This is a genomic window from Ensifer adhaerens, from assembly GCF_000697965.2.
Taxonomy (GTDB): Bacteria; Pseudomonadota; Alphaproteobacteria; order Rhizobiales; family Rhizobiaceae; genus Ensifer; species Ensifer adhaerens.
In genome coordinates this window covers 1,121,681-1,140,573 of sequence record NZ_CP015881.1, presented here as the reverse complement: position 1 = coordinate 1,140,573, position 18,893 = coordinate 1,121,681, and the positions used below count along the sequence as shown (strand labels likewise).

The window sequence follows — 18,893 nt, the reverse complement described above, 5'->3', positions numbered from 1 at the left end:
CACGAAACGCGCAGTGCGTACAGGGGCAGGACATGTTTCACCAGATCTTTGGTCGGGCAGGCGCTGGGCGCGGTCACTTTGCGCTACTCTTTTGTTTCCTCACGGTCCTTTCCCTGGCGGCGATGGCACCTGTGTCTTCGGCGCAGGCTGGTCTTTGCGGAACAACCCAGAACGTGACGGTGCAGTCCGGCGGAAGTGTAACTATCACCTGTTCTGATTGGGGGTTCATTCAGCCTGCGATCCAAAACCCTGCCCATGGTAGCCTGTCGTTTAACATTCCGCTCACCAACCAGTTAGTCTATGCCAACAACGGTGACGGAACGACGTCCGACACGTTCATCGTGAAAGACGACGACGCCACGCCGGTTACGTTCAACGTGACCGTTGTGCCGGTGAGTTCTCCCTTGACGGTTACCCCCGTTTCCCTGCCTGCACCCGCCATCAGCAGCGCCTACAGTCAGACGATCGCCACGACGGGCGGGGTGTCACCTTACACCTACGCCCGTGTCGGCGGCACGTTGCCTCCGGGGCTGACGCTCTCTTCGGCCGGTGTGCTTTCCGGAACGCCGACCGGTTCGGGCCCGTACAATTTCACAGTGCGTGTAACGGATTCGACCGCGCCGACACCGATCACCTTCGACAAGAGCTATGGTGTGACAATCGCGGCGCCCGTGATCGACGTGACGCCGGACAATCCGCCAGATGGTGGGGTTGGCGTACCATATAGCGTCCAGTTTACAGCGAACGGTGGCACGCCGGGATATACCTACACACGCGACACCGGCACGCTGCCGAGCGGCTTGAACCTTTCGTCAAGCGGCCTTTTGTCCGGCACGCCGACAGCGGCAGGAAGTTTCACCTTCAAGCTGAAAGTCCAGGACAGCACGACGATCTCGACCGGTGGCGTCCATTTCCTGGCGCAGGATGTAACAGTCATCGTCAACTCCTTTCCACCGGTGACGATCAGCCCGGCGAGCGGCGCGCTTCCTGCCGCAACGGTTGGCAGCGCCTATTCGCAAGGGATCTCGGCAAGCGGGGGGGCAGGGGCAATCAGTTACGCGGTGACCGCAGGTTCGCTTCCAGCAGGTCTCGCCTTGAACACGACGACGGGTGCAATTACCGGGACGCCGACCGCTGCGGCGATCGGGACTGCGAACTTTACCGTCACGGCGACGGCCGCGACCTCCGGCTCGGCCATCGCGAACTACTCCATTGCCGTCAGTGCGCCGCCCGTGGTGCTTACGCCGGCAAACAACACCGCCTTGTCAGGTGGAACGGTGGGCGTTGCGTATTCGAACACGTCGATTTCCGCGACGGGCGGGGTCGGCGCGATCACCTATTCGGTGTCGGCGGGCGCCTTGCCGCCGGGTCTCACCATCAATCCCTCGACGGGCGCGATCACCGGCACGCCGCTTCCTAGCGCCTATGGTTCCACGCCTTTCACGGTGACGGCCACGGCTGCGACCGTCGGGACCGATTCCAAGGCCTATTCGATCACCATCGCGGCCCCACCGGTGGTGCTGACGCCGGCGGGTGGGGCCCTTGCCGGGGGCGACGTGAACGTCGTCTACCCGGGTGCGTCGATCTCTGCTAGCGGCGGATTGGGGACGTTCACCTATACGGTGACGGCGGGCGCGCTTCCAGACGGCCTCAGTCTGAGTTCGGCTGGGGCGATTGTCGGTACGCCGACGGCGGCCGGATACGGCACCAAAAATTTCACGATCACAGCGACAGGCTCGACCGCCGGTTCGGCGTCAGCCGCCTACAGCATCGCGATTTCCGCGCCACCGATGACGCTCACGCCCGCAGGCGGCGCGTTGACGGCCGCGACTGCAGGGACGGCCTATTCCGACACGTCGATTGCCGCCGTAAACGGGTTGGGAACGGTCAGCTACTCCGTCGTCCCCGGCACACTTCCGCCCGGTCTCGGCCTTGCGTCTGCAAGCGGCGCAATCAGCGGGACGCCAACGGTTGGGGGAGCCTTCAGCTTCACCATCACGGCCACCGACATGCATAGCCGGACGGCCAGCGAAAGTTACAGCATCAATGTTACAGCAATCGCTCCTGATGCTCCGACTGGGGCTGCGGCTACGGCCAATGATGCTAGCGCACGTGTGAGTTTCTCCGCGCCTGCCTTTAACGGCGGCAGCTCGATTACAGGCTACATAGTTACAGCGAGCCCGGGAGGCGTTACCGCGACGGGACCGTCAAGCCCGATCGACGTCACTGGCTTGACCAACGGCATGAGGTATACGTTTACGGTCGCAGCAACCAACGTTGCCGGGACGGGTGTCGCTTCCGGTGCTTCCAACGCCGTGACGCCGAAAGCGCCGCAGACGATCACGTTTGCCAACCCCGGTTCCCAATCTTTTGGTACGACGCCTACCTTGACGGCAACGGCGAGTTCCAGCTTGCCCGTCAGCTTCACCTCCGCGACGGCAGGTGTGTGCACAATCGATCCTGGCGGTGAATTGGCGTTCCAATCGATGGGGACATGCACCATTCACGCAGACCAAGCCGGTGACGCCGCCACTGAGGCTGCGCCACGGGTAAGCCAGAGCTTCATAGTGAATGCGGTTGCTCCGGCCGCGCCGACGGGAGTTGTTGCGACGGCTGGCGACAGCCAGGCGATGGTTGCCTTTGTTGCGCCCTCAAGCAACGGCGGGGCGCTGATCTCGCGCTACGTCGTCACCTCAAGCCCGGACGGTTTGACGGGAGACGGCACCTCCAGTCCGGTGGTCATCACGGGGCTGACGAACGGCACGAGCTATACGTTCACGGTGGTCGCTGAAAACAACGCCGGTCCTGGCCCTGCGTCGACCGCCTCCAACGCGGTGACGCCGCGCACGATCCAGACGATCACCTTTGCCAACCCGGGTGCCCAGAGCTTCGGCACCACGCCGACCCTGACGGCGAGTGCGGACTCCGGCCTGACGGTGAGCTTCACATCGTCGACGACGGCGGTCTGCACGATCAGTCCCGCTGGACTTCTGTCCTTCGTATCGATCGGCACCTGTACCATCAACGCCGACCAGCCCGGCGACGGCACCTATCTGCCGGCAACGCAGGTTAGCCGATCGTTCGTGGTCAACGCGATTGCGCCGGGCGCGCCGACCGGCGTTGTAGCCACGGCCGGCAACGCCTCGGCCGAGGTCTCCTTTGCCGCGCCGGCCAATACTGGTGGTGCGCCGATCACCGGCTACACCGTTACAGCCAGCCCCGGCGGCCTGACCGAGACGGGCCCCGCGAGTCCGCTCACGGTGGCCGGCCTGACGAATGGCACCGGCTACACGTTCACGGTGACGGCTGCCAACAGCACTGGTACGGGGCTCGCGTCCGGCGCCTCCAATTCTGTCACCCCGAAGGGGCCGCAAACGATCATCTTTTCCAATCCCGGACCTCAGAACTATACGACGCCGGTGAACCTGATCGCGAGCGCCAGTTCCGGGCTCCCTGTGGCCTGGCAATCCATGACGCCCAGCGTCTGCGTCGTCACTTCAAGCGGTGCAGCAACCTTCCGCAACGGCGGCACCTGCACCATCGAGGTCTCACAGGCCGGCGACGGCGCCTATCTGGCGGCACCCAGTGTCAGCCAGTCGTTCGCGGTCTCGGCGCCGATCTTTGCCTTTTCACCGGCTGCGGGCTCATTGCCGGTTGCAACCGTGGCGACCGCCTATAGCGTGAGCTTCACGGCCACGGATGGCACATCGCCCTATAGCTTCGCGATCGCGAGTGGCGCCTTGCCGGGCGGGCTTTCGCTCGCGTCGTCGGGCGTTCTTTCGGGCACGCCGAACGAGGACGGTACCTTCGCCTTCACGATCGCGGCCACCGATGCCTATGGTGCGACCGGGACCAGCGGCAGCTACAGCCTGATTGTTCGGGTGCAAGCGCCGATTGCCGGAGCAACGACGAAGACGGTTGCCGCCAACTCGACGGCGAATGTCATTGCGCCCAATCTTTCCGGTGGCGCTGCGGCTTCCGTAACCGTCACTACCGCGCCATCACACGGCACTGCCACGGTGGCTGGAACGTCGTTCAACTATACGCCCGCCGCGGGTTTCTCCGGTACTGACACCTTCAGCTACACCGCAACGAACGCGACCGGGACATCGGCGCCGGCGACGGTCACGGTGACGGTGTCTCCACCGATCTTCGCCTTTACGCCCCTTCCGGGACCGCTTCCCGGGGCGACAGTTGCCCAGCCCTACGATCAGACGATTTCGGCGACCAGTGGAACCGGGCCTTACAGCTACGCGATCACCGGTTCGCAGCCGCCTGGCCTGACGCTCGCGGCCAACGGCCGCCTGTCGGGCACACCGACGGTGGACGGCAACTTCAACTTCACGATCGAGGCGACCGACGCGAACAGCGCGACCGGCTCTGTCACCTATAGCTTGGCAGTGGCGGTTGAGGCGCCGTCGGCCGGTGCGGTTGCGCTTACGGTTGCCGCAAACTCGGCGGCAAACGTCATCTCGCCCAGCATTTCGGGCGGTGCAGCCGCATCGCTCGCGATCGCAAGCCCGCCGTCGCGCGGCAATGCGTCGGTGTCCGGCTTGCAGATCCTCTATACACCCCAACCCGGCTATTCCGGCGCCGACAGCTTCACCTACACGGCGACGAATGCGACTGGCACATCCACGCCGGCAACCGTCACGGTGACGGTCTCGCCGCCGGTGCTCGTCCTTTCTCCGACCGGTGGCACGCTTGCGGCCGCCGTCGCCGGGGTTTCCTATAGCCAGAGCCTGACGGCCAGCGCCGGCACGGCACCCTATCTGTATCAGGTTACATCCGGGGCATTGCCGGGCGGGCTGACGCTCGATCCAGTCAGCGGCGCGATCTCCGGGCGACCGGGCGCCGACAGCGACTTCGCCTTCACGGTGACGGCGACGGACGCCAACGGGGCGACGGGGCAGGCGAGCTATCGCATTGCCGTCGTCTCGGCCAACATCGTCTTCAGCCCGGCGGCCGGCAGCCTTCCGGATGCCATGGTCGGTGAGGCCTATTCCGCGCCGATTTCCGCAAGCGGCGGCACCGGCGCCCTGATTTACAGCGTCAAGAGCGGCACTTTGCCAAAGGGCATGGTGCTCAATGTCTCGACCGGCGAACTGACCGGGCCGCTGGCCGCGGATGCGGTGCCCGACACCTATCGCTTCACCATTGGCGTCGTCGACAGCCGTGGCGCCAGCGGTTCGGCGGCCTATACGCTCAAACTCAACCCGCGTGCGGTGACGGCGCCCAGCATCGTCGTCGACGTGCCCGCGGGCACGACACCGAACAACATCTATCTCAACGCCGGTGCCACCGGCGGTCCGTTCACCAGTGCCGCCGTCGCCTCGGTCTCGCCGCCGATCGCTGGCACAGCCGAGATCATCGAGGGCGAGCTTGCAGCCGCCGGCAGCTTTACGCCGGTCGGCTATTATCTAAAGTTCACGCCCAATCCGTCCTATTCCGGTTCGGCGGTGGTTAGCTACACCTTGAGAAGCGCACTCGGTACGTCGGGTGCTGGAACTGTCACTTACAAGATCGCACTGGACCGTGTCGCAGCCGGGGAAGAGATCGACGGCCTGGTGCGCGATTTCGTGCGCAACCGGCAGAGCCTGCTGTCGTCGACGGTCAAGGTTCCGGGGCTGATCGAGCGGCGACGGGCGGCGATGAGCACCGATCCGGTGACGACGGCGGTCACACCATCGGAGAATGGCGCGCGCCTTGGGTTTTCCACCAGCCTCACGCAGATCCAGGCGGCGCGCGACGCAGCCGACGCGGCGGCTGCCGGCCAAACCTTCGTGAAGACCGACCAGCCCTTCGACGTCTGGATGGATGGCAGCTTTCTGTTCCACAAGGACAAGGACGACGATAGTGACAAGTGGGGCAACTTCGCCCTGTTTTCGATCGGCGCCGATTACCTGATCAGCGAGCGGGCGCTGGTCGGCCTGTCGTTCCACTACGACTACACGAGCGACCCGACCGACGAGGACGCCGAACTGACCGGCAATGGCTGGCTTGCCGGTCCCTATGCGTCGTTCGAAATCGGACAAGGTGTGTTCCTCGATGCCAACCTGCTCTATGGCGGCTCCTCGAACGACATCGATACCGGTATCTTCACCGGCACCTTTGACACGACCCGCTGGATGGCGGACGTCAAGCTGACCGGCGAGTGGCAGCTCGACGAGATCACGGTGCTCACCCCGAAGCTCAGGGCCGTCTACTTCAACGAAGAGGTCGACGATTACACCGCCAGGAACGCGCTCGGAGAGACGATCGACCTCAAGGGGTTCATCGAGGAGCAAGCCCGCTTCAGCATCGGTCTTGATGTCGAGCGGACGCTGGAACTGGAAAACGGCCTGATCCTGTCGCCGACGGTCGGCGCCGATGTCGGCTTTGCGTCGCTCGATGGCGAAGGCCTGTTTGGCCGGGTCTCGGCCGGGCTCGCGCTCAGCAACAACGACAACTGGGGCCTCGACTTCTCGCTGCTCTTCAACATCGAGGGCGACGGTTCGCAGGCGGCTGGTGCGAAAGTCGGTGCGCGCGTCCGGTTCTGACGCCCGCGAGGTCTATAGGGAGGTGTCGCGTTGCGATTGACGCGATACCGATAGATGAGACGGCGCTGGACCGATACTTCCGTTCCGTTGACGGGGCTTCGATCGACCGGCGGCTCACCGGCGACCATTGGCTCTGCGACACCGGTTTGCCGTTTTCCGTCGCGGGCAGCCATCTTGCGTTGTCTTTAGGACTCCGTCTTCGCGGTAGCAACTCCGCAATCGCGCCCTGCGATCATCCCAACCGCCCAGAGCATCAATCTACTTTTCCCTATATCGTTCGCCCCACCACTTGGGCCACGACCGAAAACAGTAGGGCCGCGAGCGCGACGGCCGTTCCAAACCGCGCGATCTTCATTCGGCGCCCGCGAGCGCCATTCCAATCATAGCCCATCACCATCCTCCAGCCGGCGTCACGCCTCGTCTGGATAGTAGCGCACATTGTCGAGCAAACCCTTCACATCCCATCATCAAACTCCGATGCCTCTCCCTGCGCCAGGAGCTGCGCGAGGGCCGACAGCAATGCCTCCGCGTTGTACCGGTCCAGCAGCACCTCGATCGTCGTATCCGTCGAAGTTGATAGCTCGAAGACCCCCAAAAGGGGATCGAGGGAAGCGACAGAATAGTTGCCCAGAAATTCGGCTCTGATCGTTGTCCCGCCAAGCCCCATGGATGCCCTCCTGCAATCAAAATATAAGATAAAACTAAAATAAAGTATTTTGCCCGACCGGGAAAGCGGCATACCCAAAGCAAAGTCAGGAGAAAAGCGACGCGAGAAGTCGATCGACCTTTTCTTCAATTGCCTGGCAATCGTGTTCTTTATTCTCAATCACTGCCGCGCCGTAGTTTTCGATCAGGCTGGTAAGGGCGAGGAATTCACTCTCCGCGAGCTTCTTTCGATGATGAGGGAGCCGCATCATCAGGCGGGCGCGTCCGATCCGTTCGAAATCCACCGGCAGGTCCTCAGTTTTTCCGGGCGATTGGCGATCGCAATGGTTAGAGCACGGCGAAAGGGCCCTTGCACTTCAATTTTTCTTCAACACTGGATGAACCAGGAAGACCCGATGCGTCGTCACCGCTCAGGAGGTTGGCGACAGCTGGACAAGTATGGCAGCAAAGTCGGCATGGACCGGGAGACACTTCTCAGCGCCCGGCCTTTGCAGGCGATGATCGGCGGAGAGCAGAGGGTTCCGGCGGTAGGTCGTTACCGAAGCGTCGTCAGGTGGCGTGCGTTCGCCGCCGCCTCGATCGCTTGGAAGCTAGAACAACCGAGCACTGAACGGCGCCAGCGCGACGGCCGTTCCATATCGCGCGGTCATCATGCGGCGCCCGCGTGCACTCAATTTGCCAGATCAGTAATGAAAATGCTTGAAACCGCGTCGGTCTTTGGCGCATCAATGCCGCGTCTGCGAAGTCGAACGCTCAACCGGGAAGCCCCGCCTTCTAAAGGGAAAGTTAGCTTGAAGTGCATTCTTGTTGCCCTGTTTCTCGTTTCAGCACTTACATCCTGTCAGGACGTGGTTCCTGGAGCGGGGCCGCTAACTGATGCTATCCTTTCAGACGCCGGCAAGTCACCTGAAGAGCTCCACCGCAATGACGCGACGGTCTATGAGGTCGTTGACGTCGATAATCGATCGGCCAGCCTAATTTCAGCCTATTCAAAGACGACGCTCTCAAAGCGCCTAGGTATGGGTGGAAGGCCGGAAAGCGCGACTGTCGGGATAGGCGACCGCCTCGTGGTCTCGATATTTGAAGCTGGGGCCGATGGCCTGTTCTCAACCTCTAAGTCGAAAGCCGCTAAGATATCTGTGGTCGTTCAACCGGATGGGAAAGCCGCAATCCCCTACGTCGGCGAGGTCAGGTTTGCGGGACTGACCCTTGAACAAGCGAGACGAGCGATCGTTGAGGCGCTCAAAGGCAAGGCCGTCGAGCCTGACGTCATTGTCACTTCGCTGGACACCGCATCGCGCAACGTCACGGTCACCGGCGCGGTCAACGCTGCTTCTGTCGTTCCGCTCAGCCTGGCAGGCGAGAAGCTCACTGACGTAATCACGAAAGCGGGAGGTGTACGCGGTGAGACCTATGACACATTTGTCACTGTAACCCGAGGGAACAAATCTGGCACCGTCTTGATGAGCGCGCTCATCGACAATCCTACAGAAAACATCTGGGTTCAATCCGGTGACGAGATAACCCTGGTTCGCGACCCTCGGCAGTTTACGGTTCTGGGCGCTGTTAAATCCAACAAGCGGCAGGCCTTTGGCTCTCGAGATCTCAGTCTCATTGAGGCGCTCGGCATGAGCAGGGGCGGTAACGATCTCGCGACAGACGCCGAAGGGGTCTTCGTATTCAGATATGAAGAAGCAGAGATAGCAGCATCCTTGCTCGGTAGATCTCGATATGAAGCGATGCTTAAGAAGGGAATGCGGCCCGACAGCCATGGGAGAGTGCCGCTTGTCTACCGCTTAGACATGAGCCGTCCAGACAGCCTGTTGGTCGGACAAACGTTCCCGGTCAACAACCGCGACATCATCTATGTGTCGCGCCACTTGACGACGGACATCTCAAAGTTCTTTGGTATCGTCGGTCAGCCGCTGCGAGTGGCGAATACCGGCGCAATCGCCATGCACCGTGCCGCGGATCTCGGCAACTAACAGTCCAAGCGGCCCTCGTCTGGCGCGCAATTGCAATCGATTTGGTTGCGTTCTGCGAGGGAATGGCGCTGATTTTAGACGTCTGCAGAAATTGAATGCTCGGGCAGAAGGCCGCGGATTACCTTGTGGGAATCCGGGGCCTTTTCTCCTCTTACGCGCCCGGATCGCACTAACTACTTCGCTGCTTTCGCAACAAAATTCGACTTTCGAACAGCGTTGGCGGTCCAGGGAAATAGCCTGGCCAATCATCATGGTCGGATGGCGTTCCCCCCGCGCGAGGTGACGAGTTGCAAGGCTCCATGCCTCTCTTGCTATTTCGTGGGGACCCGTGATTCACCTCGATTGATCACCAGCACGAGGGGCGTTCCATATCGCGCAATCTCCATGCGGCGCCCGCGCCCGCCACTCCAGACGTAGCCCATCACGTTCCCCTAGCCGGCATCATGCCATGCCGGGGTAGTGGCTCGTTTTTCCTAGCGAAGAGGTAAATTTGAGCGGGATGCACGCGCTGCTGCTACGCACCAAGCCAAATCGATAGGAACAGCATGGCGCCCTGAATGAGGAGGACGGCCAGGAAGGCTGCCAAAACGATCAATCCAAGTTGCTGGTCGTATTTCCGTGTATCGCGCTGCTTCATGAAAAATCTCACGCTCGCTGGCGGTTGTGGCCAGGGCGTTTGAGATACGCGATCACATCGGGGGTTTCGAGAGGCTGTGGCCAAATGCCACGGCCCTGCCGCTCGTCGCAGAGCGATGCCTCTCGCCTCACGCTGCATTGATCTTGGCCCGCAATTGAGCGGGGTCTTCTATTCTAAACAAAAAGGATCATCACATGGTTTGGGAATTCTTTCGCGTGGCCTCAAAGCCGCTTGGCAGATATGGCTCTACCCGAATTGGGTCGATATGGCTTGAGGTTGGCAAAGAAGAACGCGAGGGGCGCCTCGAGTTTTATGACCTCACGCCGCCGCCAGTTCCATTTCTCGTTTGGCGGCTTTTGCCGGGAACCAAGATCGGGTCAGTCCGTGAGCCTCAGCGAAGGGGTCGATATGCCCTTTACGCGGACCAATTTTTTTCGCCTCAGCCTTATGCACAACTAGTATCGCAACTCCCTCTATATTTCCGGGATCGGCCATCACGGCATCTAAAGATGAAGGTTCGGGAGTAGCCTCCTCATCAGCGACTAGGCCGTTGATATGCAGCGCCAAGGCTTCCTCAGCCATGGCGCGCGCATTTTCCAAGCTGGTGCCTGCTGTTACAGCACCTAGAAAGTCAGAAAAGGACGCACCGAATTCGCTGTCGGGGTTGGTTACGTCTGCTGCGAGTGATCGTCGGCTACACCCCATAGGGTTACGCGATGGTGTCTCTTACCTCAATTTCGCTAGAAGACGTAAATCTTTGAAATATGATAACAATAACGCGTTGGAGGCGTACCATGTTCTGCTTGCGTGGTGCCGCGCTTGGGCTTTGTGCCGTGGTCCTTGGTCCGATGTCCCTTTTTGCCGCCGAACCAGTCGGCAAGGCAGTGGAGATCCGGACAGCGGTCAACGGTGCGCGGGGTGCGATTGCGGTCAGAGACCCTGTCTACAAGAACGAACGGATATCGACATCGAAGTCCGGGCTCGGGCAGTTCGTCTTCGAGGACGGCACCAAGCTTGCCGTCGGCTGGGGGTCTTCCGTCGTCATCGACAAGTTCGTCTATGACGACAAGAAGTCGGTGAAGAAGCTGACCATCATGGCCGCCAAGGGCACGTTCCGCTGGATCAGCGGCAAATCCGGCCATTCCGCCTATGAAATCGTCACGCCGGCCGGCACCATCGGGGTGCGCGGCACCGCCTTCGACTTCTTTGTCGGCCCGGATGGCACCACCGCCGTGGTGCTGCTCAGCGGCGCGGCGGATTTCTGCGGTCCAGGCGGCTGCCGGCAGCTGACGCAGCGCTGCGATTGCGTCGTCGCCAAGCCCGGCCGCCGAGCCACCGAACCGAAACGGGTCAGCCGCACGACGTTGAAATCCCTGGGCAATGCCCAGGCGCTGCCGTTCCTCTCCGGAGGTCAGAGATTATCTGGTGCGCTGGGTTGGGCCGGGGGCGGCTGCGGATTAAGGGCGGCCAAGTTCGATGACACCGACCGCTCCAACCCTGTGCGATCGGCCCCCGCCGTCCAGGAAAAGCCTCGCGAGGAAAAACCGCGTGAGGAAAAGCCACCAAGGGAAGAAAAGCCTGGCGATCCGGGCCCACGGCCAGAGAAGCCCAGCGATCCCGGACCTCGGCCTGAAACCCCCCGTGACCCAGGACCGCGAAACGGCGATGGCGGCGACAAGCCGAGCCGAGATAAGGGAACGCAACAGCGCGAAAGCCACGATTGAGAGCATTGTCTGGATGCTTTTAGGCATCTTGGCAGCCATATCGGTCTTGGCCGGCATTCTGAAAAACAAAGGCGTGGTGTCAGGCCGAACAGCCTCCATGCTTATCTGTGGCTTGAACCCGACTGCGTGCCTCGGCTGACGGATGTACCGTATCCCGAACTGCGACGCGCCTTATTCTTCAAGGCGAACATTTTTGTGCTTGCCACATTGTCGACGGGGATCGTGCCGCAGCAACGATGGGCCTTCTCGGCGTTCCAGCGGTTCGTCATTGCGACGTTCGGAGTTTTTCGTCCTCTCCGACAGGTTTGTTGGTTGCGGTTAGAATGATTACTCGACCACAGATGGAGGCCGGCTGGGCAAGCGCGACCACCCAATGACCGCTGTCTAGGCGTAGGGTGGTCGCCACCAGGCCTTATTGAGCAGGCGTCGTAGTTGAAGGTTGCGTCGTGGACGGCTGAGTAGTTGACGGTGCCGTTGTCGACGGCTCCGTAGTGGACGGAGTGGTCGTCGAAGGTTGGGTCGTTGACGGCTCAGCGGTTGCCGGTGCTGTCGTCGACGGGGTCGTTGTTGAAGGCTGGGTAGTCGCCGGCTCAGTTGTCGATGGCGTGGCCGTCGACGGTTGAGATGTCGTCGGCTCAGTCGTCGTTGCTGGCGGCGTTGCAGTTTCCGTAGGCGCTTCCTTCTTTGGCATTAGAACAACGACCAGGGTGATCACCACCACGGCGAGAATAATTCCGAGGACGGTATTTCGGCTCATGATTCACTCCTCTTGGATGCATCTGACTCGTGGATTGTATCACGACAACCAAAACCGGAGATGAACAGGCCAACTCGGGCACCGCCTGTGCGCAGATTGATGCACGAAAGCGGCGACTTCAGGTACGATTGCGAGATCTGGGGCCGGGCCCCGGCGCAGCAGTGCTACGATACGCGAACCGAATTTGGCAACACGAGGAGAAGGACGGCGACGACTACCTCTACCGTGGACGAACCGGCACGCAGTTGACGGGCAAGGACAACGATCGCCAGTTCCGCGGTTTGGTGTCGCGCCGCCTTCGTCACAGATTTGGATGCGGTCAACGCTGACCTTTGGGAAGGCCTTGTCCCTTGTTCTATTGGGACACCCGCGGGCTGAACCGGTGGGCCGATGAGGGCGACGGCGAGACCATCACGAAGGAGATCAATGGCGGCTAAAACGGCCCGGCTGACCGCTGCGACCGCCGGGCGCGGATCTCGCTCGTTCTCGCGGCTATCGCGCCGACAGCATCCGACAGTGCCAGGCTGACCAACGACCCGACGTCGACGGTGACGTCGGCCCGAAGACGCGATCCAACATTCACAAAGCTCTCGTCGCGCTCACGCCTGCGTGGCTGCAGGGCCAGAGGTCAAGGTGGTACCGGTTGCCGAGGAGATTCCCGTTTTTGTGATGCCTCTCAGTCTCGATGCACCGTGGTGGAAGTCGAAAGAGGTTAGCGTCCCGGTCATCAGCGGCGGCGGCGCTTTGATCCTGACGGCGATCGGAGGCATCCCTTGGCAGAACCTGCTGATCATCATCATCATCGGACCCGTGGGCCTCGCAAGGCTTCCTCTTCTGCCGGAAGAACGCCGACCTGAAGTTTTTGGCGAAGCAGGTCGAGGGGATAGCTTGATATCCAGCCGTGTTTCTTTGGCCGCTGGCGCTGCGGCCGGTGGCCCTGTCGTCTCCGCCATACAGGCGATCAATGCCGTCTGGCTGGTGCTTCGCGTTGGCATCGGCGCCGACGAGTCTTTCTGTCGGACCGCTCGGGTTTCAACCGGTGGGCCGCCGAGGGCGATGCAGAGACCTTCACGATCAACGGCGGAAGGAACCGCCTGCCGATCGCTTCGATCAGTTGGCTCGGATCTCGCTCGTCCTTCTAGGCAAGCGCGCCGATAACGTCCTGCAGTTCCAAGTGGATCGAGCTCGATGTGACGTGGTTCCGAAGACTTGACCGGATATGCGTGAGGCGCTCGTCGCGCTCATCTCCCGGCGAGGCGGCAAGGCCTGAAGTCAAGGTGCCGCCAGCGGTCGAGGGCGAGCCCTCGGGCGTTTGGCTGCCTGGCCACGGCTTTTGCAACTATAAGAGGCATCGGAGGTGAGCTGCGTCGTTTTCACTTGGCAATCGACAGGGATACTTGCCACACGCGCTGCCCGTTTCTTCGATTACTGCGTGGGAGATGCGCTTGCTATCATGAGCTTTGTCCTTGTGGTGACAAAGAGTTTCAATCGCCGGATTTCAGCCTACCGCTGATGTAGCGGAATTCCTGCGTCTTGCCGCCATAACCATAGGCGGCAGCCGCAACTTCGTGGACGAGAACGTAGCTCTCGTGGTGTACCCGTCCGAGCAATTGTTCAAAGCGCCCGAAGATGGCTTCGAGATAAGCAGCCATTTCCTGCTTGGTGTTGGTGCCGTCGACGACCTTGATGTCGAGCCAGAAGCTGTTTGCATCCTGTTCGGCAAGCGACTTTCCGCCAGCGAACCAGTGTTCCGGATCCGCATAGGTGACGACGATTGCCGTGATCGTCGGATCCTTGCGCAGGTGCGCTGCCGTCAATTCGCTGACCGAAGCGGCGATCCGTGACGAGAGTGCGGTGTCCGGCTTGCCGCTGACGGTGACGTTGATGATGGGCATTGGGTGGTTCCTTTCGGCTTCCTGTTTCGTGTGTGAGCCCAATCTGCCACGTCCCTATCTTCGGAAAAATCGAATTGTTTAATATCATAACTTCGACTAAATTGAAGTAATGCAAGCCTTCGATCCCGATCTGCTTCGTACCTTTCTTGCTTTCGCCGAGAGTGGCTCTCTTACGAATGCGGCTGCGGCCGTTGGGCGGACGCCTTCGGCTGTTACCGCCCAGATGCAGCGCCTGGAAACGATGATCGGCGAGCCACTTCTCGCGCCCTCAGGCCGGGGGCGAATTCTCACGCCGGCCGGGGAGGAATTGGTCGTTCATGCACGCCGGATTCTCGAAGTTCACCGGGATGCATGGCTGAGCCTCAAGGGTGCCAGCACCGACGGCCGTCTGGCGCTCGGCTGCACCCAGGATTTTGCCGACAGCAATCTGCCGGATCTCTTGCGCCGCTTCGGGCGCACCCACCCGCGTGTGCGGTTGGACTTGAGGGTCGGCCGATCCCGCGAACTGACTTCGGCCTACGATCAGGGGCTGATCGAAGTACTGATCGTCATGCGGGAGGGGCCGACGCCCGACGAACTTGCCATTCTGCGCGAACCGATGCTGTGGCTATCGTCATCGGATGCTCCGCCCACGGCTGACAGCGAGTTGCCGATCGCGGTGCTGGATCCGCCCTGCGGTTTTCGCGCGGCCGCGACGGCAGCCCTCGATGAGACGGGTCGTCGCTACCGCATCGCGGCGACAAGCCCCAGCCTTTCGGGTCTGCGCGCAGCCGTGCGAAGCGGGATTGCCGTTACCGCGCGCACGGCGCGGTTTCTCGGAGAGGGGATCGCGGTCGCACCCCAGGCACTTTCGCTCCCGGCATTGCCGAATGCGGAATTCAGTTTGCGATTGAAGGCCAAAGCCGACAAGCCGGCGTCGAGCCTCGCTACACTGCTTGCCGAAGGCTTGGCGGCCGGTTCCGAGCGGTGGTGAAGACGATCAACCGGAAAGACTGCGGCGCTGCCGCGTCGATCTACAGGCATTCCCAACAGCGCCAAGGCGAATTCCGAAAGCAGCCGCTGCACGGGAAAAGGTCTACGATGACGCTCACATCTGCGCGGTCATGCCACCGTCCACCGTCAAGGTTATGCCATTGACGAAGCTGGCGGCAGGCGAGGCCAGGAACACGGCGGCCGGTGCGATCTCCTCCGGTCGGCCCCAGCGTTTCAAGGGAATTCGGATGTCGACGAAGGCCTGCAGTGCGGGATCGGAGGCGAGTGCGGCATTGGTCTCGGTTGCAAACCAGCCGGGCGCAATCGCGTTGACCGTCAGCGTCGCCGATCCAAGTTCCACCGCCAATGAACGGGTGAGGGCATCGAGGCCGCCCTTTGCCGCGGTATAGGCGGGGTCGCCGGGCCGCGCGACGGAGGCGGCGATCGAGGTGACGAAGATCAGCCGGGCGCACGAGGATCGCCGGAAATAGAGAAGTGCTGCCCGCGCCATCGCATAGGCTGACGTCAGGTCCGTGTTGACGAGGGTGGCAAAGGCGGCAGGATCCATGACGTCGGTGCCGCGCCGGTCGCGCTCGCCGACGGCGTGAATGAGGATGTCGAGTTGGCCGGTCCTGCCGGCGGCGTCAGCGACGATCTTTTCCGCATTCGTCGAAACGTCGCCGGGAACGATGTCGAGTGCGGTGCCTTCCGAGGCAGCCTGGGTACGGGCCGTCTCGAGTGCGGCGGAACTGCGGCCGTTGATCGCGACGGCTGCTCCTGCCCGTGCGAGCGCCTTTGCCATTTCAAAGCCGAGACCACGGCTGCCACCCGTTACCAATGCCGTCATTCCGCTGAGGTCGAACATGTCGGTCTCCGATGCATTCCGCCGATTCCGGGCTGACGCTACACCAAATCCCGGCAGGAGAGCTTTAGCGCCTGTCATTGCAGCCGCCAATGGCGCAAGGGCACGGACCGCAGGGCCGTCCTGAAGCGGTTACCGTAAAGCGCTTGTTCCGCCCGGCCCGGCTGTCTAGTTCGTCGAATGCAATGGCGCCCGATCCGGGCGCACAGGAAGAGAGAGGGTGCAAGATGACAGTCTCCAACGCCGTGCGCCGCTCGGCAGAAGCCGGTCTGAAACGGGACGACCCTCTCGTCTCAACTCTTTCTTCTGGCGGCAGGGATGGGATATCCCGCCGCAACAGGATTGCATTTCCATGCTTCTACTCGAACAAGCGGCCTATCCGGCTGCTCAGTTCCTTCTGAAGGACTTTTCCTCCACGCACGTAGCCATCGCTGCCGTACTCGACGGCATCATAAAAGGTGAAGTCTGGGTCGATCGTCCCGTCGAACCGCGCGTCGCGCTGCTCGCCAATGGCGATGCCTATTATCTCGCGGGCCTGCCCGACGAGGCGGGCGATAGCTTTGCCGACCTGAAGGAACTGATCCCCGACTGGGCCTATTTCTTCGTCGAAGGCCGCTGGTCCGATCGTCTCGGCGATATCTGGTCCAATGGCTTCGCCCGGCCGCATCCGCTCGTCAGAATGGGTTTGCCGGGAGCAAGTCATGGTCTTGCTGCGACGATGTTGCCTGACGGCTTCCGTCTCGTGCCGATCGACCAGCGCCTGCTGGATCTGGAATCCGGCAATATCGAGACGGTAACCGATCTCATGGAAGGCTGAGCTTCTCCCGAACTCTTCGTGGAAAACGCCATCGGCTTCTGTGTGCTTCACGACGGATCCGTCGTCAGCCATTGCGCAACCGACAGCGTAAGCGGTGCCCGTTGCGTCGGGACCGAACCTGCCTATCGGCGCCTTGGGCTTGGCAAAGCGGCAGCGGCTGCGACGATTACCGAGTGCATCAAGCGCGGACGTCCCGATATCGAGTGGCATACGCACGCCTCGAACAAGGGATCGATCGCGATTGCCAGGAGCATTGGCCTCATCGAAAGCGACCGGCACCTTGCCTATAGCGGTAACCTACCGGCAGAGAACGTCGGCGATCTCGATCTCGACACTTGGCGGGAATGGCGCTGCACTTGGAGCGGGCAAGCGATCACATCAACTGGTATCGCTTTCACGCAACCGGAGCCTGGACGCTTGCCGGCGACCGCACCCGGGCGCTTGCCACTCTCGGCCAGCTTGTCGATGGCGGTTGGGATGGCGAGGCCGAGTGGCTCGAAGGCTACTGGGCCGTGCAATCGCTCGTCGACGATCCCGAATTCAAGGCGATCGTGGCAAGGCAGCGCGCGATAAGAGAAGAGGAATAAAAATAAGATCCTGCCGTGCCCGTAGGACGCGGCCGGATCTTAAATTGGGTTGTTCCGCCCGTCTTCACGCGTCACTTCATCGTATAGACGTCGATGGTGAAGTACTTGTCGTTAATCTTCTTGTAAGTGCCGTCGGCGCGGATTTCGTCCAGCGCCTTGTTCAGCCGTTCGCGCAGGTCGTTGTCCTCCTGGCGCACGGCAATGCCGACACCTTCGCCGACGAATTTCTTGTCGGTGATCGGCTCGCCGATCAGTTCGCAACACGCCTTTCCATCGGCGTTTTTCGTCACCCAGTCGAGCAGCGGCAGCATGTCGCCCACCTGAAGGTCGAGGCGACCGTTGACCATGTCGAGGTTCGCCTCATCCTGCGTCGGATAGAGCTTGATCTCCGCGTCGGGGTATGTGGCGGTGATGTATTCGGCCTGGGTGGTGCCTGACTGTGCGCCGATCACCTTGCCCTTGAGCGCCTCATTGGTGAACTCGGTAAAGCCTGCACCCTTCGGGGCCGCATGCGTCATGGCTGCGAGGTAGTAGGGATTGGTGAAGGCGACCTGCTTCTTGCGTTCCTCGGTGATGAACATCGACGCGATGATCAGGTCGTATTTCTTGGCAATCAGACCCGGAATGATGCCGTCCCAGTCCTGGGCGACGACTTCGCATTCGACCTTCATGCGCTCGCAAAGTGCTAATCCGATGTCGACGTCGAAGCCGCCGATCTTGCCGGCCGGATCGATGAAGTTGAAGGGCGGATAGGCGCCCTCCGTGCCGATCTTGATCTTTTCGGCGGCCTGGGCCGAAACGGCCGTTGCCGCCATGATGGCGAGCACTGCTGCTGCAATCCGCTTCTTCATTCGCGTTCCCCTTGTTGTGCACCATTCTTGATGCTTCCGGGGAAGACTAAGTCGCGCTCGTCTATAAGCGAAATAGATAGGCGCGATAATCGGTATTGTTTTGGTTGATCTGCCTGGCAGCCAGGTCCTACTTGTAGCGACCGTGGCGCTGCAGCACTTCGACCTTGTAACCGTCGGGATCAACCACGAAGAAAAACCGGGCAAGCAGCGCGCCATCGCGGTTGAAGTCGACGATCTTGCCCGGATTGAGACCAGCGTCCGTCAGCCGCTGGTGCTCGGCGCTGAGGTCGTCGACCGACACCGCCAGATGACCATAGCCGTCACCGAGCGCATAGGGCTCGGTCCGATCTTTGTTGACCGTCAGCTCAAGCTCGAATTCGCTTTCCTCGTTGCTGAGATAGACCAGACTGAAGGTTTCGAACTCCAACCGTTCGGCGATTTCTAGCCCAAAGGCCACACGATAGAAATCGATCGATCGCTTCTCGTCGAGAACACGGATCATCGAATGGATCGCTTTGGCCATGGGCATCTCCTTCAAGCTTGGACCTCGGCGGCGTAGCAGAGTGTCGCCGATGATGGAACCCCGCCGAGTTGGTGGAGA

Annotated in this window: 13 protein-coding genes and 1 pseudogene; 7 read left to right on the top strand and 7 right to left on the bottom strand. The window is 61.4% G+C overall.

All coding sequences use genetic code 11. From position 1 onward, the window contains the following. The first annotated feature begins 341 nt into the window (after positions 1-341). Positions 342-6,539, top strand: a complete 6,198-nt coding sequence (locus FA04_RS24850; RefSeq protein ID WP_051659412.1) for a putative Ig domain-containing protein — start codon at positions 342-344, stop codon at positions 6,537-6,539. Between the two features lie 454 nt (positions 6,540-6,993). On the opposite strand, the gene FA04_RS24845 is transcribed toward FA04_RS24850, so the two are convergent. Next, the gene (locus FA04_RS24845) at positions 6,994-7,206 is read right to left on the bottom strand and encodes a hypothetical protein (protein ID WP_034798257.1); all 213 of its coding nucleotides are present in this window, start codon (positions 7,204-7,206) and stop codon (positions 6,994-6,996) included. A gap of 49 nt (positions 7,207-7,255) precedes the next feature. Between FA04_RS24845 and FA04_RS36790 the strand changes: the two genes are divergently transcribed. Further along, entirely contained in the window at positions 7,256-9,190 is a 1,935-nt protein-coding gene (locus tag FA04_RS36790; protein WP_472323158.1) for a polysaccharide biosynthesis/export family protein, read from the top strand. Between the two features lie 514 nt (positions 9,191-9,704). On the opposite strand, the gene FA04_RS36415 is transcribed toward FA04_RS36790, so the two are convergent. After that, positions 9,705-9,827 carry a hypothetical protein gene (locus FA04_RS36415; protein WP_255381107.1) on the bottom strand — a complete coding sequence of 41 codons (123 nt, stop codon included), beginning with the start codon at positions 9,825-9,827 and terminating at the stop codon, positions 9,705-9,707. A 318-nt stretch (positions 9,828-10,145) separates the two neighbouring features. Continuing rightward, positions 10,146-10,532 carry a type II toxin-antitoxin system HicB family antitoxin gene (locus tag FA04_RS24830; RefSeq protein WP_051659410.1) on the bottom strand — a complete coding sequence of 129 codons (387 nt, stop codon included), beginning with the start codon at positions 10,530-10,532 and terminating at the stop codon, positions 10,146-10,148. 89 nt (positions 10,533-10,621) lie between these two features. Between FA04_RS24830 and FA04_RS24825 the strand changes: the two genes are divergently transcribed. After that, positions 10,622-11,551, top strand: a complete 930-nt coding sequence (locus FA04_RS24825; RefSeq protein ID WP_064817039.1) for a FecR family protein — start codon at positions 10,622-10,624, stop codon at positions 11,549-11,551. 2,241 nt (positions 11,552-13,792) lie between these two features. Here the strand turns inward: FA04_RS24825 and FA04_RS24815 are convergent. After that, the gene (locus tag FA04_RS24815) at positions 13,793-14,203 is read right to left on the bottom strand and encodes a tautomerase family protein (RefSeq protein ID WP_034800266.1); all 411 of its coding nucleotides are present in this window, start codon (positions 14,201-14,203) and stop codon (positions 13,793-13,795) included. A 109-nt stretch (positions 14,204-14,312) separates the two neighbouring features. On the opposite strand from FA04_RS24815, the gene FA04_RS24810 reads away from it, so the two are divergent. After that, entirely contained in the window at positions 14,313-15,176 is an 864-nt protein-coding gene (locus FA04_RS24810) for a LysR substrate-binding domain-containing protein (protein ID WP_034800263.1), read from the top strand. 114 nt (positions 15,177-15,290) lie between these two features. On the opposite strand, the gene FA04_RS24805 is transcribed toward FA04_RS24810, so the two are convergent. Next, complete coding sequence (locus tag FA04_RS24805) at positions 15,291-16,040, bottom strand: SDR family oxidoreductase (RefSeq protein ID WP_034800261.1); 750 nt, start codon at positions 16,038-16,040, stop codon at positions 15,291-15,293. 349 nt (positions 16,041-16,389) lie between these two features. Between FA04_RS24805 and FA04_RS24800 the strand changes: the two genes are divergently transcribed. From FA04_RS24800 to FA04_RS35955, 3 genes and pseudogenes are all read left to right on the top strand, one after another. Continuing rightward, positions 16,390-16,854, top strand: a complete 465-nt coding sequence (locus FA04_RS24800) for a GNAT family protein (protein ID WP_034800258.1) — start codon at positions 16,390-16,392, stop codon at positions 16,852-16,854. A 15-nt stretch (positions 16,855-16,869) separates the two neighbouring features. Next, positions 16,870-17,121: pseudogene (locus FA04_RS36695) on the top strand (GNAT family N-acetyltransferase); the annotation flags it as partial. Between the two features lie 77 nt (positions 17,122-17,198). Beyond that, complete coding sequence (locus FA04_RS35955; protein WP_034800256.1) at positions 17,199-17,441, top strand: hypothetical protein; 243 nt, start codon at positions 17,199-17,201, stop codon at positions 17,439-17,441. Between the two features lie 71 nt (positions 17,442-17,512). Here FA04_RS35955 and FA04_RS24790 read toward each other — a convergent pair whose 3' ends face one another. Both FA04_RS24790 and FA04_RS24785 read right to left on the bottom strand, forming a co-directional pair. Beyond that, positions 17,513-18,292 (bottom strand): ABC transporter substrate-binding protein, encoded by a 780-nt coding sequence (locus FA04_RS24790; protein WP_034800254.1) that lies wholly within the window; start codon positions 18,290-18,292, stop codon positions 17,513-17,515. Positions 18,293-18,419: 127 nt separating this feature from the next. Further along, positions 18,420-18,815, bottom strand: coding sequence for a VOC family protein (locus FA04_RS24785; RefSeq protein WP_034800251.1), 396 nt, complete (start codon positions 18,813-18,815; stop codon positions 18,420-18,422). Positions 18,816-18,893 lie beyond the last annotated feature (78 nt).